General features: G+C 61.6%; 16 protein-coding genes. All 16 read right to left on the bottom strand.

All coding sequences use genetic code 11. The features are described from left to right. Positions 1-29 precede the first annotated feature (29 nt). The gene (locus M0D64_RS40930) at positions 30-1,691 is read right to left on the bottom strand and encodes a multicopper oxidase family protein (protein WP_266242189.1); all 1,662 of its coding nucleotides are present in this window, start codon (positions 1,689-1,691) and stop codon (positions 30-32) included. Positions 1,692-1,775: 84 nt separating this feature from the next. Next, positions 1,776-2,093 carry a P-II family nitrogen regulator gene (locus M0D64_RS40925; RefSeq protein ID WP_266242187.1) on the bottom strand — a complete coding sequence of 106 codons (318 nt, stop codon included), beginning with the start codon at positions 2,091-2,093 and terminating at the stop codon, positions 1,776-1,778. A gap of 62 nt (positions 2,094-2,155) precedes the next feature. Next, a complete protein-coding gene (locus tag M0D64_RS40920) occupies positions 2,156-2,728 on the bottom strand; it encodes a PCYCGC motif-containing (lipo)protein (protein WP_266242185.1) in 573 nt (190 codons plus the stop codon). Between the two features lie 95 nt (positions 2,729-2,823). Next, complete coding sequence (locus M0D64_RS40915) at positions 2,824-3,027, bottom strand: DUF2933 domain-containing protein (protein WP_266242183.1); 204 nt, start codon at positions 3,025-3,027, stop codon at positions 2,824-2,826. A gap of 243 nt (positions 3,028-3,270) precedes the next feature. Continuing rightward, on the bottom strand, positions 3,271-3,624 hold the full coding sequence (locus M0D64_RS40910; RefSeq protein ID WP_266242181.1) for a hypothetical protein: 354 nt from the start codon (positions 3,622-3,624) through the stop codon (positions 3,271-3,273). A 70-nt stretch (positions 3,625-3,694) separates the two neighbouring features. Next, positions 3,695-5,569: a protein-disulfide reductase DsbD gene (gene dsbD, locus M0D64_RS40905; RefSeq protein ID WP_266242179.1), complete on the bottom strand. Its 1,875-nt coding sequence runs from the start codon at positions 5,567-5,569 to the stop codon at positions 3,695-3,697. A gap of 88 nt (positions 5,570-5,657) precedes the next feature. Beyond that, complete coding sequence (locus tag M0D64_RS40900) at positions 5,658-6,014, bottom strand: copper-binding protein (RefSeq protein WP_266242177.1); 357 nt, start codon at positions 6,012-6,014, stop codon at positions 5,658-5,660. Further along, entirely contained in the window at positions 6,011-9,217 is a 3,207-nt protein-coding gene (locus M0D64_RS40895; RefSeq protein WP_266242175.1) for an efflux RND transporter permease subunit, read from the bottom strand. Before M0D64_RS40895 ends, M0D64_RS40900 begins: the two co-directional genes overlap by 4 nt. Then, entirely contained in the window at positions 9,214-10,752 is a 1,539-nt protein-coding gene (locus tag M0D64_RS40890) for an efflux RND transporter periplasmic adaptor subunit (protein ID WP_266242173.1), read from the bottom strand. Before M0D64_RS40890 ends, M0D64_RS40895 begins: the two co-directional genes overlap by 4 nt. Before the next feature lie 11 nt (positions 10,753-10,763). Then, positions 10,764-12,059 (bottom strand): TolC family protein, encoded by a 1,296-nt coding sequence (locus M0D64_RS40885; protein ID WP_266242172.1) that lies wholly within the window; start codon positions 12,057-12,059, stop codon positions 10,764-10,766. 89 nt (positions 12,060-12,148) lie between these two features. Continuing rightward, on the bottom strand, positions 12,149-12,511 hold the full coding sequence (locus M0D64_RS40880) for a hypothetical protein (RefSeq protein WP_266242170.1): 363 nt from the start codon (positions 12,509-12,511) through the stop codon (positions 12,149-12,151). Positions 12,512-12,677: 166 nt separating this feature from the next. Then, complete coding sequence (locus M0D64_RS40875; RefSeq protein WP_266242168.1) at positions 12,678-13,298, bottom strand: SCO family protein; 621 nt, start codon at positions 13,296-13,298, stop codon at positions 12,678-12,680. A gap of 469 nt (positions 13,299-13,767) precedes the next feature. Then, positions 13,768-15,483 carry a TniQ family protein gene (locus M0D64_RS40870; RefSeq protein WP_266242166.1) on the bottom strand — a complete coding sequence of 572 codons (1,716 nt, stop codon included), beginning with the start codon at positions 15,481-15,483 and terminating at the stop codon, positions 13,768-13,770. A gap of 103 nt (positions 15,484-15,586) precedes the next feature. Further along, entirely contained in the window at positions 15,587-16,951 is a 1,365-nt protein-coding gene (locus M0D64_RS40865; protein ID WP_266242164.1) for an ATP-binding protein, read from the bottom strand. Positions 16,952-17,070: 119 nt separating this feature from the next. Beyond that, positions 17,071-19,278: a Mu transposase C-terminal domain-containing protein gene (locus M0D64_RS40860; RefSeq protein ID WP_266242162.1), complete on the bottom strand. Its 2,208-nt coding sequence runs from the start codon at positions 19,276-19,278 to the stop codon at positions 17,071-17,073. A gap of 1 nt (position 19,279) precedes the next feature. Beyond that, on the bottom strand, positions 19,280-20,102 hold an 823-nt coding region (locus tag M0D64_RS40855), incomplete at its 5' end, for a TnsA endonuclease N-terminal domain-containing protein (protein ID WP_308102547.1).

The following is a 20,102-nucleotide window of genomic DNA, read 5'->3' as shown; positions in this document are numbered from 1 at the left end:
CGCAATCGCGGATAGCGGGCGCCACCTCGTTACGTCTCGATCAGATAGTTGCGCATCAAACCGGTATCCTCGTGCTCCAGCATGTGGCAATGGTAGAGAAACATGCCTGCATAGTGCTCGAACCGGAGCAGCAACCGGATGCGCTCGCCAGGCATTAGCAGCACGGTGTCTTTCCACCCGTCGTCGACCAGTCCCGCAGCCACGGTGCGGTGCGCGGAAACGAAGTCAGGCAGTACGGTACGGCCGAGCACGCGGAACTGCAGGCCGTGGACATGCATCGAATGAGCCATCAGCATCATCGACTTCTCGTTACGGAATTCCCAGAGTTCCGCACTGTTGCGCCTCACGGTTTCCGTCTTCGTCACGTTGCCCATGTCGAAGCTGCGCCCGTTGATCCCCCAGACCATCATTCCCATCGTGATGTTGAACACCTTCGGAGCTCGCGCATTGATCGCGTCCCGAGGCAAAGCCACCGGTAGCGACGCGAGCCGCTTTGGAAGTTCGGCCTTTGTATTTATGCGCTGTTCGACCCGAACCTTCAGGACGGGGAACGACGCACCGTTCGGTAGTGATGCATTACCCATCATGCCGCCCATTGCCATCTCGCCATCGAACGCCAGGCTTTGCAGCGTGAGTTCAGTTCCAATTGATCGCTGACTGAAATCCACCCAGATGTCCGCGCGTTCCGCGGGCGACAGCGTGACGTACGGACGCGTCGCCGGCCTCTCCAGCAGTCCACCGTCGGTACCGATAATCGCGAGAGGCGAGCGGTCGCTCCACCCCAGCTTGTAGATGCGCGTGTTCGAGGCATTCAGCAGCCTCAGGCGATACGCACGGGTCGCTACCGGCAACACGAAATCGGGTTTCCCGTTGACCAGAATCCGGTCGCCCAGGAAACCCACCATCCGCGCCATCATCTGCCCCATGCCATCACCACCCATCATGCCTCGACCCATCATCCCGCCGCCGCTCATCATCCCCTGCGCCATCATGCCGCCACCGCCCATCATGCCGCGTCCCATCATTCCGCCATCGCTGTCGGGCAGGTACGTGAACTGGTTCTGGCCGTCCAGCACGCGGTCCTGAATCACCAGCGGTACATCGTAAGCACCACTGGGCAAGCCGAGGGCTGCCTCCTCGTCATCTGCAACGATCAGGAGCCCGGCCTGGCCGAAGTAAATCTGCGCGCCGGTACGCCCGTCCGGGTGCGCATGAAACCAGTACGTCCCCGCCCGGTTAAGCACCTCAAACTCGTAGACGTAATGCTGGCCGGTCGCAATAGCATTACGCGGATGCCCATCCATGGCTGCCGGCACGTACAGGCCGTGCCAGTGGATGATGGTCGGTTCGGGCAATTCGTTGACGAGGTCAATCCTCACTTTCTGACCGCGTTGCACGCGCAACACGGGCAGGTAACCGTTCGACAGGAAACCGAGCCCGCCCGGATCGCCCTTCAGGACCTTGCCGTCGTAACGCCAGACGCGGGTGGGTTCTCCATGCAGGATCTGCACGTGGTCTTCCCTGGCGCGCAACTGGACCTCAAGGTCCGGAACGAACTGCGGATTCCTGACGCCCGGTTGCGCTCGCGCGGGGCGCAGCGTCAGTAGCCCGGACGCACTGGCTGCGACAAGACAGGACAGAGTGGACGCGCGCAGAAAGGCACGCCGCGTTGCATCCTCCAGTCGTAACATATCGTTCTCCGTGCCGCTGGCCTTCAGACCCGTTGATTGAACGTTCTACCCAGTTCGTCATTGACAGCGGGTCCGGGCTGCGGCTCAAGGCATCGCTTCGGACGAGGTGCTGATACGGAAGAACCTTTCGACCGGGAACACCGCGACGACTCCATCCCCGCCCGCGCCCGTATGCGCGATGGCCGTAACCTCCCTGATCAGAGCGTCGACATTCGCTTCCTGGGCAAAGATTTCGATCTTGATGTGATCAGTCGTCCAGTCATCGGAGAAGTAGTTTGGGTGTTCGCCGAACCCTTTGACCTTGCAGACCGTGACACCGTGGATGTGTATCGCGCCGAGCCGCTTTTCGAGCTTCTCCAGCACGTCGGACCTGACAATGGCGACAACGCATCTGATTTCCATGATCTCCTCCTGAGTAGCGGATGAATGAAGCCTTATTCATGCTGCCAGGGTCAGCGTTGGGGTCACCCTTTAGGTGCCCATTTGGCATCGACCGCGGCCTGAATTTTCCCGGCGTCCCGAACCCCGTTCTGCGTCATCTGATAAGCGATTTCCGCGGTCCCCTGGCACACCGCGCAGTCGACCGCCATCTTGTCTTCGAAGCATTGCAGGTTGGAGCGATGCACGCCGCGATTTTCACAGCCGCACCAGCAGTAGAGCTGGTTCAGTACCGCGGGTATCTGTGTCGCCACCCAGTAGGAGTGCCTGATGTCCTTGTCGGAAAACTGGTTCGGATCAAGAACGTGAGATGCATCCGACCGTCCGCTTGGAATGATGCGCAATCCGTTCGGGCGCAGCATGCCAACCTGCCACTTTGACTGAGGCGCCGCAGGTGAATCCGGTTTCGCAGTGGCAAGGCTGAGCAGCCGGTGCCTCGTGATGAGGGGCAGCAAGGCGAAGCCTGCGGGGAACATGGCGAACGCCAGTATGAGTAGTGCCAGCAGGCGCCATCTCCTGCCGTCGGGACGGTGCGTTGCTGCGGGTATGCCCGTTCCCTGCGTACCCGTCGCCTTCCGGTTGTGATCTCGATGTTTCATTACAGCCTCTCTCGTCGTCACAAGACGCCTGCTACAGCGCGGCATGCGTAGCCGCACTGCAGAAGCACATGCGATGCATCCTGCTTACGTTCACATCAGTCCTCGTGGTCCGCTCGATCCCTGTCCGGCCGCTTGCCTCGCATCATGAACAGCATCGACAGCGGGCAGACCACCAGGCAGGTGAGAACGATGAGGTTCAGCCAGGAAACCCGGAACTGAGGCAGCAGCCAAAATCCCAGCGCGACCAGGACCACGAGACCCAGCACCATCGTGACCGTCGCTTTCACGTTGCGTTTCATAGAATGTCTTCCCGACACATGGCGTGTCCTTCGAACCCGGAATGTCGCCACATCACTTCGACGGCGATATGCACGGTCCGTCGGCATACCTCGACGTGACATCGTCCGTCGCCCTCGTCACGCCTGTCGCCGCAAGCGTGACGGGTATGAGCAAGTACGTTCCCGGGCAACGCCGCCTGTGGCGCACGTGCGCGCACTCGCACTGCCACGCAGGCAGCGGAACCGGGACGTGTTGATGACGGACTACAGGGTTCGCGGGGGAGGCTGAAGCGGTTCGGGGATGAACTGCCCGAAGAGGAACGGAATCGTTGCCCGGTACACCGGCAACGATGGGATGTCGAGCGCGGCATGCGTGGCCGGCAAGATAGCCGCGCCACATGACAGACCGCCAGAACCATGACAGACCGACGAGGCGCCGCTGGCATGCGTGGACGCTTTCTGCGCATCGGGCGCCATGCCTGTCATGGAGGAAACGCCTGCCGGTTGCGACATGCCCGAAGACGTCATTTCCGGACACGCGCCCGCCTGCGCGGTGTAGCCAAGCAGCGGCAACCACGCGATCAGGAAGCAGGCGACGAAGCGGTTCCAGAATTTCATGGGTTCAGTATAGGCGCTGTGGCTGCACGTTGCCATGACGCGGCGACTGTCTCAACAGCGGTTTCATGAGCTACCGGTCCCATCGTTTGAGGTGCGTCAGGAACGCGTCGGCACTGACAAACCCCACCAGTTGTGCGTCATCTTGCTCCTCACCGTTGCGGTCATAGAAAATCAGTGCTGGCGGCCCGAACAGGCCGTAGTGCCGCAGCATCAGGATGTCCTCGGTGGTGCCCTTTGTCACATCAATCTTCAGCAGTTTCCAGTGCGCAAATTCATTCATCACGCGCGGGTCGGCGAAGGTGAAGCGTTCGAGTTCTTTGCAGGTGACGCACCAGTCCGCATAGAAATCCAGCATGACTGGCTGGCCACGCGCCGCCTTGAGCGCCTGGTCGAGCTCGGCATTCGTCCGTACCATTTCAAACCGCGCCGTTGCACTTGCGTCCGCGTTTGCGCTCACCGGTAACGATACGCGCACCACGCCGCCGAGCGGTTTCAGAACGTCGAAGTTGCCCGATGCAACACCAATGAATTCAGCGACTCCGGCAACCAGCAACAATAGGCCGAGTGCCTTGCCTATCCGGACAACACCAGCCGCATCTGGCGGCAACGGGTCGATGGCGCGCAGCATCATGCCGCAGCCGGCCAGCAGCAACGCGATCAGCACCATCAGCAGCCAGTCTGGCAGTAACGAATAGACGAACCACAGGGCCGCAGCCAGCAGCATGACACCCAGCGTGTTCTGAACCGCGACCATCCAGTGGCCCGACCTCGGCAGGACGTGCGCCCCGAACGTGCCAACCAGCAACAGCGGAAGACCGATTCCGATGCCCATCACATACAGGGCCAGCGTTCCGCCGATCACATCACGGCTATTGGCGATATACAGCAGCGCGCCCGCCAGTGCCGGTGTGGAGCACGGCCCGACAATCAGCGCGGAGAGCATGCCCATCACGAACACCGGAACAATCCGGCCACCGGGCAGACGGTTGCTCCATTCGGTCAGGCGAGTCTGCGCGCTTGCGGGTAACTGCAGCCGGAACACTCCGAACATGGCAAGTGCAAATAGCACCATGAGCACGCCGAAGCCGGCCAGTACCCAGGGTTGCTGCGTCAGGGACACCAGCGGAATACCGGCAAGCGCCGCAACGGTGCCTGCCAGCGCATAGGTCAGCGCGAGTCCTTGCACGTAGGTGAACGACAACGCGAAGCCACGCCACCTGTGCGGTAGGTCCCGGGTGCCACCGATAACGGCGGTCACGATCGGGATCAGCGGATACATGCACACCGTGCCCGCCATCAACAGGCCGGCCAGGAGGAAGCCCAGTAATTCAGGTACACCAAGACCGTTCGCCGGTCGCAGGTTCAGACCGAAAACAGTAAGCGTCCGATTTTTACCGATCACTGTGGTTTCACCGGAGCCGGCCGTTGCTGTTGCGGTTCCGTCCGGCACGATGGCGGCGACAGTCCCGTCGGCCGCGATCCGGTAGGTTCGCGTCAGCGGCGGATAACACACCCCCAGGTCCGCGCAGCCCTGCGACGTGACGGAGAGCACGATGCCCGATGCGATGACGTGAGGAAGGGGAAGCTGTAGTTGCACCGGTCGGTGATAGACCTGGACCACCCCGAACGTTGGATCATTTTTCGATTCTGACGCCGGCATCCCGGCCGGCTTCACGGGCACACCGTCCACAGCGAAGCTGAAGCGGTCGCGGTACAGGTAGTACCCGGGCTTTGTACCAAAGTCGAGCGTCACCTGCTGCGGCCCGCTGAGGCTGACCTTCAGTGGGAAGGCATCATGGGGCGACAGCAGATCGGACTCGTTCACTGCATGCGCAGCGAATGGAGCGAGCACAAGCAGAAAAGCGAACACCATGCGCAACGCCCGGTTCAGCGTTTCCGCGAGACAGCGAGTACCGCGACGTCTACTGGATGATGTCATTCGCATGGCAATGCTCCTACGCAAGACGTGAGCGAAAACGCACCCCAGGCCCGCCGTTACGCGACGGGCCTGGGGTAATGGTGTCAGCGCCCTGTCACTGCTGTTTTTCCAGTTTCACGATGGTCAGCGTGCCATTGACGCTTTCAACGCGGACCTTGACCTTCTCGCCTTCCTTCGCCCTTTTGACCATCGATGTGTCCTTGGCCTTGTATGCCATCGTCATGGCCGACATGCCAATGTTCTTCAGGTCGCCGTGCTGCAGCGTCACCATGCCGGTCGACGGGTCGACCTTCTTGACCACTGCGTCAGTGAGTGCGGTATCTGTCGATGAAGCTGTGTCCATGGCACCTGTCTTCATTTTCATACCCGCCATGTCGTCGGCTGCCAGCGCGGTGCCGGCAAACACGCTAGCGGTACAGAACAGAACGGATACGATAATCAACTTCTTCATTGGCTTTCTCCAGGGAGGGTTTGCGGCACGGACGTGCCAAGAGGTACTGCATGAGATTGAGATGCTTTTCTGGTACGAATAACGCGCCTGCGTTGCAGTAGAAACCACGCGGCCGGAATGATTAACATCGACAGCAGCGGCGCGGTCACCATCCCGCCCACCATCGGCGCAGCGATGCGCTGCATGACTTCGGACCCGGCACCATGGCCCAGCATGATCGGGATGAGACCCGCCAGCACCACGGCAACCGTCATGGCCTTCGGTCTGACCCGCAGCACGGCACCCTCGCGAATAGCGTCCACGAGTGTCGCCTCCGTAAACGGTTCACCTCGCTCGAGCCGACTGTTGAGCGCCCCCTTCAGGTAGAGCAGCATCACGACCCCGAACTCGGCCGCGACCCCTGACAGCGCGATGAATCCCACCGCCGTTGCGACAGACACGGCGTGACCGAGAATCCAGATCAGCCAGAAGCCGCCGACCAGCGCGAAGGGCACGGTCGACATCAGCAGGAGCGCGTCGGCCGCCGAGTTGAACGTCAGGAAGAGCAGCACGAATATGACCACGAGCGTGACCGGAATCACTGTGCGCAACTTGGCTGCCGCGCGTTCGAGGTACTCGAACTGGCCGGACCAGGCGATCGAATAGCCCGGCGGCAATACGACGTTCTGCGATACGGCCTGCTGCATCGCCTTCACAGCCGATTGCAGGTCCGTATCGCGAATGTCGACGTAAACATAGCCCGACAGCCGCGCATTTTCGCTACGGATCATGGGTGGGCCATCGGCAATCCTGATGGCAGCGACGTCGCCCAGCGTGATCTGCGCGCCCCGGTCGGTCACAACCGGTAATTGACGCAGATTCTCGACCGAGTCCCGGACCTCGCGTGGATAGCGGATATTGATTGGGAAACGCTCGCGACCTGCGATGACCTCGCCGACGTTGTCACCTCCGACCGCCGATGACACGACCGACTGGATGTCGGCCACCGACATGCCGTAGCGGGCCGCCGCCAGTCTGTCGATGTCGACGTCGATGTAGTGCCCGCCATTCAGCCTTTCCGCCAGCGCCGACGTGACGCCCGGAACGTTCTTCACCGCAGCCTCGACCTGCGTTGCGATCCTGTCGATCTGCCCAAGATCCGCGCCGGAAATCTTGACGCCCACAGGCGTCTTGATGCCGGTCGACAGCATGTCCAGCCGGTTGCGGATCGGCGGTACCCAGACGTTCGACAGGCCCGGAATTTTTACCCGCGCATCGAGTTCATCAACCAGCTTCTCCGGTGTCATGCCGGGGCGCCATTCACTACGTGGCTTGAACTGGATGGTGGTCTCGAACATCTCGAACGGCGCAGGGTCGGTGGCCGTGTCAGCGCGGCCCGACTTGCCGAATACGGTGGCCACTTCCGGAACCGTCTTGATCAGGCGATCCGTCTGCTGCAGCAGTTCGGCCGCCTTGTCTGCCGAAATGCCCGGTAACGCGGTCGGCATGTACAGGAGGTCACCCTCGTCGAGCGGCGGCATGAATTCGCCACCGAGCCGCGACACGGGAATCAGCGTGATGGCGAGCGCGACGACCGCCAGCCCGATCGCCACCCACGGCCGCCGAAGCGTCGCTTCGAGCAGCGGGCGGTATAGACGGATCAGTACGCGGTTGATCGGATTGGCGTTCTCGTGCGGAATCCGGCCCCGAATCAGATAACCCATCAGCACGGGTACGAGCGTCACCGACAGTCCGGCGGCAGCGGCGATCGTGTACGTCTTCGTGAACGCCAGCGGCGAAAAGAGCTTCCCTTCCTGACCTTCGAGCGAAAAGACCGGAATGAACGAGAGCGTGATGATCAGCAGCGAGAAGAACAGTGCCGGCCCCACCTCCGCCGCGGACGTCGCGATGAGCTCCCAGCGCTGTGTCGTCGTGATTGGCGTATCCGGGTTCTTGTGGTCGTACGCTTCCAGATGTTTGTGAGCGTTTTCAATCATCACGATGGCCGCGTCGATCATCGCGCCGATTGCAATCGCAATGCCGCCCAGCGACATCAGGTTCGCGTTGACACCCTGATAACGCATCACGATGAACGCGGCCAGCACACCCAACGGAAGCGACAGGATCGCGACGAACGCACTGCGCAGGTGGAACAGGAACACTGCGCAGACAAGCCCGACGATGATGAACTCCTCGATGAGCTTGTCCTTGAGGTTGTCGACCGCGCGTTCGATAAGCTGCGATCGGTCGTAGGTCGTCACGACTTCAACTCCGGCCGGCAATGACCGCTTCAGGTCAGCCAGTTTCGCTTTCACCGCGTCGATAGTCGTCAGCGCATTCTTGCCTGAGCGCATCACGATCACGCCACCCGCGACTTCGCCTTCCCCATTCAGCTCGGCGATGCCGCGGCGCATCTCCGGCCCGATCTGGATGCGCGCGACGTCCCCCAGCAGGACTGGCGTGCCCGTGTCGTTGGTACGCAGGACGATGTTGCGGAAGTCATCCAGTGAACGGAGATATCCGGACGACCTGACCATATACTCAGACTCGGCCAGTTCCACCACCGACCCGCCCGACTCCTGGTTCGCCTTGCCAAGCGCGTCCGCGACGGCGGCTTGCGTCAGGTTGTAGGCTCGCAGTTTGTCTGGATCCAGGACAACCTGGTATTGCCGCACCATGCCGCCGATGCTCGCGACCTCTGAGACGTCCGGCACTGACTTCAGCTCGAACTTCAGGAACCAGTCGTTCAGTGCGCGCAGTTGTCCGAGGTCGTGCTTGCCGGTACGGTCAACCAGCGCGTACTCGTAGACCCAACCCACACCGGTTGCATCGGGCCCGAGCGAGACGGTCGCGCCCTGCGGCAGGCGGCTCTGGACCTGGTTCAGGTATTCGAGCACACGGGAGCGTGCCCAATACTGGTCCGTCTTGTCGTCGAACAGCACGTAGACGAAAGCGTCGCCGAACGACGAGTACGCGCGGATGGTTTTCGCGCCCGGCACGCCGAGCAGCGTCGTCGTGAGCGGATAGGTCACCTGATCTTCGATGACCTGCGGCGCCTTGCCCGGATACGACGCCTTGATAATGACTTGCGTGTCCGAGAGGTCGGGCAGCGCGTCGAGCGGGGTCTCCGTCAACGAATACACGCCCCAGGCAGTGACGAGCAAGGTCGCGAGCAGCACCAGAAACCGGTTGTGGATGGACCAGCGAATCAGGCGGGCAATCATTTGGCACCTCCGACTGGCTCGACTTTCGTCAACATGTATCCGTCATCCGACTGCCTGAAGACGAAATGCACGGCCTCGCCAGACTTCACGTCCGGAAAAGCCGTCGGCGACGGCTTGCCAAAGGTCATCGTCATTGCACCCCAGCCCAATGCCGGCACGGGTTGGTGCGAGAACGTGATGTCGCCAGGCGTGACCTTTTCAACCTTGCCGGTCGTTTCGTAGGTCTGGGCAGCCGTCGCAGCAGGGCTGGAGGCAGGCGCCGCTGTCGACGCGCCGGCGCCAGGCGCGGCGGCACCTTCCAGCTTCGGCAGCACCGACTTCAGGCTTGCTTCGGAGTCGATCAGGAACTGGCCCGATGCGACGACCTGCTGACCTTCCACGAGGCCGCCTGTCACTTCCGTGTTGTCGCCGGCATCGTTGCCGACCGTGACCTCAACGGGTTGCAGCCGCCCGTCACTGTTCCTGGCGATCACGACGGACCGCTTGCCGGTAGTAATCACCGCTTCCGAAGGTACGAGAAGGCGCGACACAGGTTTCGCTGCACCGATACGCGTGCGCATCAGCATGCCTGGGGTCAGCTTCAGCCCTGCATTGTCGATTTCGAGACGCGCCTGCAGTGTGCGACTGCTCGTGCTGATGCCGGGCAGGATTTCGCGAATGTGTCCCGTGAAGTGTTGCGTCGGGTCACCGACAAACACCGCGTCCACAGTCATCCCGGGCCGAACCTGAAGGGCCAGTGCCTCGGGCACTTCGACGATGAGCCATAGTCTGCTCAGCCCGGATACCTTGGCCAGCGTCTGGCCGGGCGACACCATCGCGCCATCGCGCACATTGAGTTCGGTCAGCACGCCGGTTTCCGGCGCGGACAGCGTGACGTGTGTCTGTGCCTTTCCGGTCCGGTCGAGACTGGCAATCACGCCCTCCGGAATCGACATTGCCCGCATGCGCGCACGGGAAGCGGCCAACATGCCGTCATCCATGCCGCCGCGCTTCAGCGCCAGATATTCCTCCTGCGGCGCCAGCCAGTCGGGAACGAAGAGCGACGCAATGGGCGCGTCCTTCGCCACACGCTGCATCGGGGCACTCGCGTAAAGGTGGTCGATGTAGCCCGTCACCCGCGACTGGACGACGTCCGCCATCGACTCGTCGAACTGCGTCGTGCCCACCGCGTCGAAACTTTCTGCCGTGTCCTGCCGCCGCACCGTTGCGTATCGAATCCCCAGATTCTGCTGCAGCCCCGCGTCGATCCTGATGCCGCTCGAACCGCCTTCGTCCGCATAGACCGGTTCGAGCTGCATGTTCATGAAAGGCGATTTGCCGGGCTTGTCGAAGTGCTGGTTCGGCACCATCGGGTCGTGCCAGTACAGCACCTTGCGCCCCGTCTTCGGGTCGATTTTGTCGCTGGACGGTGTAGCCGCGACAGCGCTTGCGCCACCCATCTCCTCGCCATGCGTGCCTGCAACATAACCTGCACCCACGAGCACGACAGCGGCAAACACAGCCAGAACCGCGCGCACCAGTTGTTTCTTTTCCATAGCTTTCTCCTTCACTGAGCGGCGGACATGGTGGCGGGCACGACCTGGTATTCCAGCTGCGCCCACGTCAGGGATACATCACGCTGGAGGTCGAGCACCTGCAATTGCGCGTCGAGTTGCCCACGTCGGGCAGCGAATGTATCGGCAAGCGAGCCTGTGCCCGCCTTGTACGCCGCCGTCGCCAGTTGTACGCGCTGGTTGGCCGCCGGCAGCAAGGCCTGATTGAGACTGGCAATGCGCTCGCGGCCGTTAGCCAATGTGGCTGACAGCGTCCGGACATCCGCTGCGACTTGCCGCTGGGTGTCCTCATACATCAGGCGTGCCTTGGTCCCGAGTTCTGCTTTTTCGGCCGCGTCCCGGTCCTGGCGGTTCTTCCGGTTGATGGGCAGTGGGATGCTGACCCCTACCGACACCATGTTCGAGAACCCTCCTCCGCGCTGCTGGTAAGAGACTTCCCAGCTCCAGTTCGGACTCCGGTCGCTGTTCGCGACAGCCGTGTCGGCATCCGCGACGGCAATCTCTGCAGAAGCCGCGATGAGCGCCGGCTCCACGTGCTGTAGCTCCTCGGGCGGCAGGGAAGTCACGAACGACTGGGGCGCCGGCGGTTCTCCGGCTACGTCAGTGACCGGCGCGGCAGTCCATCGCGACAGCGCAATCAGTGCGGTCTGTAATGTCTGTTGCGCCTTGAGCAACTGGTCCTGCGCCTGCGCCAGCATGAGCTGGGCTTGCGTAACGTCGGCCGCCGACGCTTTGGCACCCCTGTAGGAGGCTTGCGTGGCCGCAAGCTCATGCGTCATATGCATGATCAGTTCCTGCTGCAACGACACCGTCTTTTTTGCGTAGGCGGCGTTCAGCCACGCGGTCGCGGTTTGCTGACGCACGTTGGTGAATTGCGTGAGATAGCCCGACCGCTCGCGGTCGACGACCTGGTTCGCCAGCGCCGATCGTAGCCGGCGCTTTTCAGGCGAAACCCATTCCTGCTCGATGCCGATACGGCGCATCGTCATGAAATCCTGGCCGATGGTGAACCGTTGCGGTCCGTTCACCGGCAGGTTGTCGACGCCGGCCTTGAGCATCGGGTCCGGCAACTGGCCGGCACTGATGACCGCCTCTGAGCTGGCCCGCACGGATGACTGGGCGGCCTGCATCGCAGCGGAGCGGTCCGTTGCGGATTGCACTGCGGCGTCAAGTGTGAGTGCTGCCTGCTGGGCGTGCGCTGCCACACTCGCAAAGGCGAGCAACGCGAAAAGCGTGCGCGCGTGCACCGTTGCACGCCGTAACGACGGCGTGCCGAATGTTAAAGACATGTTCTAACCCCAAACGGTCGAATCCCATACGGAATCACGTCCTGGACGCAGGACGACCTCACCGCGAACGCGGCGAACTTGCTAGGGGGTTAGATTGCGCGAGGCGGTCGCCAGAATCCGCCCGGCTCACGGACGGACAGCGACTGTGCGTAGTGGAAAACAACGGGGCTGGAGCGCCCGGCGGGACGGGTCACCTCGGTGCTGGAGACCGGGTGATAGAGGCTGCCGACCTGGCATTGCGCCGTCACCTTGCACGAAAAACCTTTCGTCTTCCCAGCCGGTGCAGACTTCATGTTTTCGCAGCCGGACATGTCCGATGACATTGCGCTGCTTTCACCTGCGCCCATGCTCATCTGCATCGGACACGCACCCGTCAGCCCGCTCGCTGCCAGCCCACTGATGGGCAGCGCAACGCAGAGCAGCAGCAGGAACAATGTCCGGAAGAATTTCATGGCGGCAATTATAGCGTGAAAAATATGGCCAGTTTGTGGCGTCGTCTACCGGTTGTGCCACCCAGCTCGACGTGATGGTGCAGTTGGCTACGGCGGGTATTTTGCGGCAGTGGGACGGTCACTGGAATTGCGCCGGCACGCAGTCTTGCGCTATTCATTTTGGGCTTCAGTTGGACGCGACCAGATTCTGGTATGCATGTAGCAGGTCGTCCGCAGTAGCGAGGCCATCGATCCGCAGCCAGGGTTTTCCGGGCGCCGCGCGCAGCAGTACCACAGGGTTATGGTCCATCTTGTCCTCGTGATACACATTGAACGCCTTCTGGGTTGCAATGCTCGCAGCGACGGTACCGGTATAGTGATGCCATTCAGGACCCGCTCCAAATCTCGTCGCGTACTCCCTCAGACGTGGCGGCGTATCGTGCTCCGGATCGATCGAGATCGAAGCGATGTGCACACTGTCCCGGTCCCGGCCGAGTTCGCTCTGCAATTGCGAGAGCGTTTGACTTGTCACTGGGCAGATCGTCGTGCAGGAAGTGTAGATAAAAGTCAGGACCACAGGGCGGCCGTCGTCCAGTTCATTCTTCAGGGAGACAGTCTGGCCGTCATCGCGCACCAGCATCACGGACGGGAGCGTGTAGTCCGCCGTTGATGTAATCGCCTCTCGCATCATGTGATGGTGGGCATGCGGATCGACGTCGTACGCGAGTGCATAAGGGGCAGCCGTAGCGATCGTGCTCACGGCCGCGATCGCCAACGCCCGGCCCCATGCTTTTGTGAACGTTCTCATTGCACCCTCCAGCAACAATCGACAGGCCGCCGCAACTGATCGCCCTGCGTCGAAATCGTCTCCGATTGTGCGTTCTCACTTCTCCCCGCATTTGCATTGTGCAGACGGGCGATGGAGCCTGGCATGGGTGAACTCCCTACTGATGCGGTAGGGCATTCCATCGAAGTTCGCTTGACCAGGCGAGTGCCAGATTTGAGACCAACGCATGATTTGCTAAAGCGGCGCGCAGGCGCAGTCACCATCATCACGCAGGTGGTGGTCTTTCGCTGATTCTTGCTGCGCGGCCACGACAGAATCAGTAGCGAGTGGATGTCGGTCGGCTTGGCGTGGAATATTCAGGCGGATGACCAGGCTGCGCATCGCATGAAGGGACCGGCTTCGAGGCGTTCCGCGAACAAAGGCCGCATGCTCGCGTCCTTCGCGCTTCGGATGCGACTCGGGTCACGCGCAGTCGATCGCCGTCAACCGTTCAGTCGTATACGGGGAATGCGGCAACACGTCGGCGCTGATAGCTTCTCCCCCCGACTGCTCGCCCCCGAAATTCTGGTGGGCCGTCCCACTGCCGCGAAATACCCGCTGCGGCCAGTTGCACCATTACGTCGAGCTGTGCGGCACGCTGCAACAGCGGTGCCCATCCACAATGCTCGACGATTGCACGGACTGCTTCGTACCCCACGCCCGACACAACGGCCGCGTTGTTGATAGATAGCAGATCACCACGCGTAGCCAGCACGCCGTATGCCCACCACGTCCGGCGGGCGCGGAAGTGCCACGTGGACTCACGGTTCTCCGCTATACGCGCCAGCGTCATGGGGTAGCGCGCCCGATGCGAAGCAATGTCAGCGAGGCGCCGCGGCAGCGCGTCAAAAAGTCGACTCTTTGTCACCTGTAGCGGTTTTCCGACCGCAGCCAGAACGTCGGCCGCAACTGCATCAACTTTTACCGCGAAAATCGCGTCGTCCGGCGAAACCGCCGTCAATACGTCCGCCGGTTGCTTCGCCAGCTCCAATGGTAGCGACATCGCGTTGGAGAGCCACGCCCGGTCGTGATCGTATAGCCATGCCGTGGGACGATGCGCCTTGCGCCAAAGATCTTCAATTGTCATGGCCGGATTACGGGCGAGTTCGGCCTGTATCCGGCTTCGATGTACAGCCCTGGGCATTGGCGCGCCCGTCTCACCGGACAAATCAGGACTGTCGGCCGCGGATCGGGTTCGCCGGACTGGCAGGGTGTCCGCCTCGCCACGCTGCAGACTCAACGCAAACCGGTCGCGCGTCCCGAACAGGAACAGCGACAGTAGCAGGTGCCGCGTAATGGGCATGTCCCACGCGGCGCCACCTTGCGGAGTGAAGCGCAACCAGAAGCGCATTCTGCGCGCAGCATACGCAGGATCAACCGAGGCAAGAAACGCGTCGCCCAATTCCTCGATCAGATGAGCCTGAAATTCCCGGATGCGGAGCCCCGCACCGTAGGCAAAACCCAGCTCGCGGATGCGACGCCTGTATGTTGCCCGCAGACATTCGGAGGTCGTTCGATCGAGCGGCCGATCGAGGAGATCGTGCGCGAAGCGCGCGTAATCGAGCGCGACCGTTTCGGCCACTGGGCCCGACTGTTCCCACGCAACGGCCTGCCACCCGCATGGGCACGCGTGCCAAGGCTGCCGCAACAACCGATTGTGAAATTGAAATGGTCGGCGACAACCCGGGCAACTCGACAGGAGAGTCAATTGATGTATCCAGCACACGCTAACGCCGGGGACATGGTGTGCACGGCGCCAATACGCCATCCCATGGTCGCGCACGTCTTCCACCGCGCAGGCTGTGCATAACTGTGCTTCGCCATGCATTCCGACAACGCGGCGTGGCAACCGGCTCAATGCCGCCTCGGCTGTGAGCGACGCACTCTGCGAATCACTGCCCTCGCCGAGAAAGGGCGCAAAGAGCGGCAGCAACGTGTTCTGCTCGAGAAGCATCTTGAGTGCCGCGTCTGGGTCGTCCGACAGGCGAGCGGCGAGCCGTGCCAGACCCGGCGGAACGATTTGCTCCAACGTAAACGGCGGGCTGTCGAACAGATCGAGAAACGTGTCCGCCTCGGTTCGGTTCCCGGACAGGACGTGGTGGCGAGCAACGCGTGACTGGATCGTCTCGTCAGGCAGTGAGGGAGCAAAAAACAGAAGACTCGGCATGCAATATCAAAAACTGAAAAGCGGGCAGCCCTATCGTCGTTCTGCGCGGTGGCAGCTCAAACGGCACCACGCGCTCAACGCCGGGACACGTCCCGGAGGACGATCAAGAAGCGTCATAGACGGCGGAAAACTCTAGCGCGTCCGACGACACCCATCCCGCCTCACGGAGCGCACCGAGCGGATCTTCGCACGCGGCAAAGCGGCTCGCTTCCGACGTCGCGATAGATTCTGGCTCGCCCGCGCCGGTCGCCGCAGACCGTTCTGACTCGACATCTTCTACCGGTGCCGTAACGTGACTGGCTTCGGAACGTCGCAAGGCGTGAAGAACGGACAGCCGGGTCGAGACCATTTCATCCCGGTCCTGCATGGCCATCATCGCGGCGATCTGACGGTCGGCCGGAAGCAGGTCTTCGAATTGCGCCATCCGTCGCGCGTCGCCGCTGCGCAGGGCACCGAGCGCAGGCCTGAGTAACTGCATGCGCGTGTCCGCAATCGTTCGCAGCAATCCGACTGTCAGTCGTTCTTCGCCGGTATGGATCGCGTGCCGTTGGGCAAGCACCAGCAGTTTGATCAGAAAATCCGTCACGCCCTGCGTCAGGTCGTACAGCACCGCGCGCATCTCTGGCGTCAAGGGCTCGACATGGCGCACCCATTGATACTGCCATGCCGCCTCGACCAGCAACGCCCATGCGGGATCATCCGCCTTCGGCTGCATGAAATCGCTTAGCCCCAGTCCCGCCGCCCGACGCGCGTTGCGCATCACATCGGCAAACAGTTCGATCATCGAGTTCGTGCCGACAAACACGACCGGGATGCCAATGCTGTTGATCAGGTTGACGAAGAAATTCAGCATGTTGTCCTTGCCGCCCGTTTTTGCCGCGCGCAAATGCTGCAGTTCATCGATGATCAGAACACCGACGAAATGCGTGCTGGCGATCTGCTCGATCTGATGCACGAGCTGCACGATGCCCCTGACCGAGCGGTAGCGCGTCGCATACCGGTCCTCGCCGATTGCCCGATCCAGCGCCCGGAAGAACGCGTGACACAGCCCCGATAGCGAACCGTCGAACGGACACTCGACCTTGAGCCATGGAATCTGCGCCTGGATCAGTTCCTTTCCGCGATACCGCCGGTGCCGGATGGCCTGGGGGTAAAGCCGCAAAATCGATTCCAGGGCGGTCGATTTGCCGATTCCGCTCAGGCCCACCACGCTCAGCGTGGATGCGGTCGACCGGAAGCCGCTGTCGGGGCCGCCATTGACAGCCAGCGAGTACACATGCCGCCAGGTCGAAGGCATCACCGGATTGCGGCCGACATAGCCGCTCCGCATCAGGGAAGATATCGCCGATTCGAGTTCGAGATGAATCGGCAGCGGCTGAATCAACTGCAGCAGCCGATCGATGCAGTGCAACCTGACTTCTTTCGAGAGACTGCGTTCATCGCCGGGCTCGTCCGGAAACAGAGCCATTGCGGTCGCCGCCTCCGCCTCGGTTCGGATCGCTGGCAGGGCTTCAATCAGCGGATTACCTTGGTACTGTGCGACGGCAGGTTCACGATATGTGGCAGCGACCAGATTTCCGCTCGACGTCATGTATTGCTGCCCTTCGGGCGCAACCGCCCCAGCAGACTCAACACCTCACCGCCACGTTCGCCCGCGTAAGCTTCGGCCACACTTGCCGAGGCCGGCTTCGGTGTATCAACCCGCTCAGTGGGCCCGGCTTCCAGACCGGCGGCGATGACGAATCGCTGCTGTTGGATACGTTTTTCAAAGGCACGATTGGCCTTGATATTGCCGATCTGCTGACTGGCGGGAACGGGGGTTATAGGCCGGACCTCTTCCTTATGGTGCCGGGCGTGTTCGACGGTCGCCTCAATGTGCGCGTCCAGATGAATCTTGTCGTTGAGCGCGGAGTAGGTATGCTCCGCTGTCGGCGTACGGATCATTTCAAGCATGTCTATGACCTCCTCGAGGCGGTGCTCCGCGACCCGCTCCTCTGATGCCAGCAGATCGCAGCGCACAAAGTTCCGCTGTTCGTCCTGAAGCCAGACATGAGCGGTCGAGTTGGGGTCGTACCAGACGGTGATCGGTTTGCGGCCATCCTTGCGCGATTTCGCAAACCAGTTCTGCTGCATGGCGTGCGAACACGTGTAGTACATGCCTTTGAAGCAGATGCCACCTCGCTGGATTGATGCGGTTTCACGCGGCAGCAGGTGCAGATAGACGAGATCGTCGGGCTGCATGTTGGGCGTCGCAAGTCCATTGTCCATGCCCCAGCGCCACAGGTTGATGGGCGAGGGTTCGAGCTCATCGCGAATCATCCCAGCGGTGAGCCGTTCCGGCCGCCGACTATGGTGGTTATAGTGCAGCACGCTGCGAATCATGATGCTCGTGAATTCGGCCAGATCGAGTGTGGCATCGAGCCGATAGTCGCGCTGCCCGCGCTCCGCAATGCGCTCTCTGACCGCGCCGGGAATCCAGTGGATCTGCGAGGTCCTGTTCAACAGCCTGAAGCGGCTTTCGACGATCGATTTCCAGTCCGGGCGAAATGGCGGGGCAATTGCAATATCGATGTTGAGTCCCGACACAATGCCTTCGGCCGCCTGCCCGAGCATTTCCGCCCGGTCAGCCATGAGTTCCTGCGGCAGATGATGGGACGGCCACGCGGACGATGCGATCTCGACGCCGTACATGCGGCAGAAAGCTGCCTTGTCGGTGAACGCGTTGAACACGGCGTGGCGTGCACCGTTCCAACTTGGGCCTTCCAGCCCTACGAAGATCCCTGCGATCAGCGTCGAGAACACGTCGACGATGACGTACACAACCGGACGGCCGATCACCCAGTTGCGGTTATACCGGCTGACAAGATAGATGTCCGCAATCGTCGAATCGATTTCGAAGCGATGGCAGGGCCCGTACACGCCGTCGCCGGCGCGCCCGGTCAGCCCGCGATGATCCTTCTGCCACCGACGCTCTCCTACGCGTGAGCGCAACACCGTCAGGTCGTCGAATGCCTTTTTGCCCCAATAGCCGAACTGCCTCAATGTCGGCAACTGGTCCAGCGGCTTGAGAGTCAGATCGTCCGTCGTCGTACCCCGCACGACGTGTTCCTCGACATAGAACCGCCGCAGGGTCTGGTGATAGGCATCCGTCACCGTCCCGACAGCATTGCTTCGGTACAGTGAATAGCCGATCCTGATGAAGCTCTTGTCGTCGTCGCCGAGAATCTTGCCGACCCGCTCGCCGGCCGACGCCAGTCGCCGAGGCGGTCGCCCCGGACGCTTTCCGCAGGCAAACACACGAGCCTTGCCAGGCGCGCCCACGTTTTCATAATCGGGCAGGAGCGCATTGCGAATCTGCCCGTACATCCAGTATCGATACAACAGACGGTACAGCGTCTTGCGTTGCATCCCTGTGGCTTTGGCGTGTGCCGCTACCAGCGAGCCCATAGCACGCGGCTGAAAAATCCCCCCAGCGACCTGTGCGTTGACCAGTCCGGCGATGCGTTGCCAGTTACGCTCGCGGACCGCCTTCCCGGCATCCGGGATATCTTCCTCAACCTGCAGCATGTATGCCGGCAGCCGCAACTGGCTGCGTCGGACTTCACCCCGCAGCAACCACGCCCGGATATCCTGACTCGCTACCGTCCACGGTCGCCGCGGCGTTTCGGCGACCGTAATCAAGGTCATCGATGACGCATGCTCGTCGATCCACAGGATGCGCGCCAGCTTTTCAAACGGCAACGCATCGGACACCGCTTCAAGTACGGAATTGACGGCAGGAAGCGTATCGCTCATATTAAGCGGCTCGTTTCACGGAAGACGCATCTGCCGGCAGGACCCGCAACGTCGGCGCCTGCGACGTCAGCAGCATCGGGGTCGATAGGTCCACAAGGATCACCTTGTTCCAGACCAGATGCTTAAACAGCCTGACTGCATCGGAATAGGCCAGATTCAGTCGATAGGAGACGGCTCGAAGCAATGAAGAAAGCGTCCGGTCATGAGTTCCCGCTTCATCGAGACATTCAACAAACCGCGCCTGCAAATCGCTGGCCTGCAAGCCACCCTCGACCTGCGCCCCGGCGTAGAGCCAGATAAGATTCCGCGCGAGCGCCGGCGCGACGCTACGTTGGGTGACGATCTTCCAGTCGATGTCGCGCGCCATCCAGTACGAGCGTTCGAGCTCAAGTTTTTCGAGAGTGCGCGTGAGGCTACGACCGGGCGACAGCTCGTCTTCGTACTTGACCGTACGCGCAAACTCACGGAGGGATCCATCATCGGTTCTCAACGAGACGACGAAATCGGTGGTCATCACGTAAGGTACCTGGGTGCCTGCGTATCGCGGATAACGGATGTTGTGCCGCCGAGCGCACTCTTGGATCGGTGCAATGGGAAACAACGGAAACTGCTCGCGGATGTCGACAACCCGCTCCGAAAATTCCAGCGCGAGCAGATAGGCATATTCAAGATCGGACAGGACGTGGTGTATTCGACCCGTCTTCAGACCATGAACCTTACGCGACCGGCCTCGCGATGGCACGTCCTGTACTCGCAGCCACGGCTTGTAGGTAAGCGGCTCGCGCCGGCCGTTATAGGCGGTGACTGAGATAGACACCAAAGTA

The sequence above is a fragment of the Paraburkholderia sp. WS6 genome, from assembly GCF_030464835.1.
Lineage (GTDB): Bacteria > Pseudomonadota > Gammaproteobacteria > Burkholderiales > Burkholderiaceae > Paraburkholderia > Paraburkholderia madseniana.
Note: the sequence above shows the minus strand (reverse complement) of the source record. Positions and strands in the feature narration are given on the sequence as shown.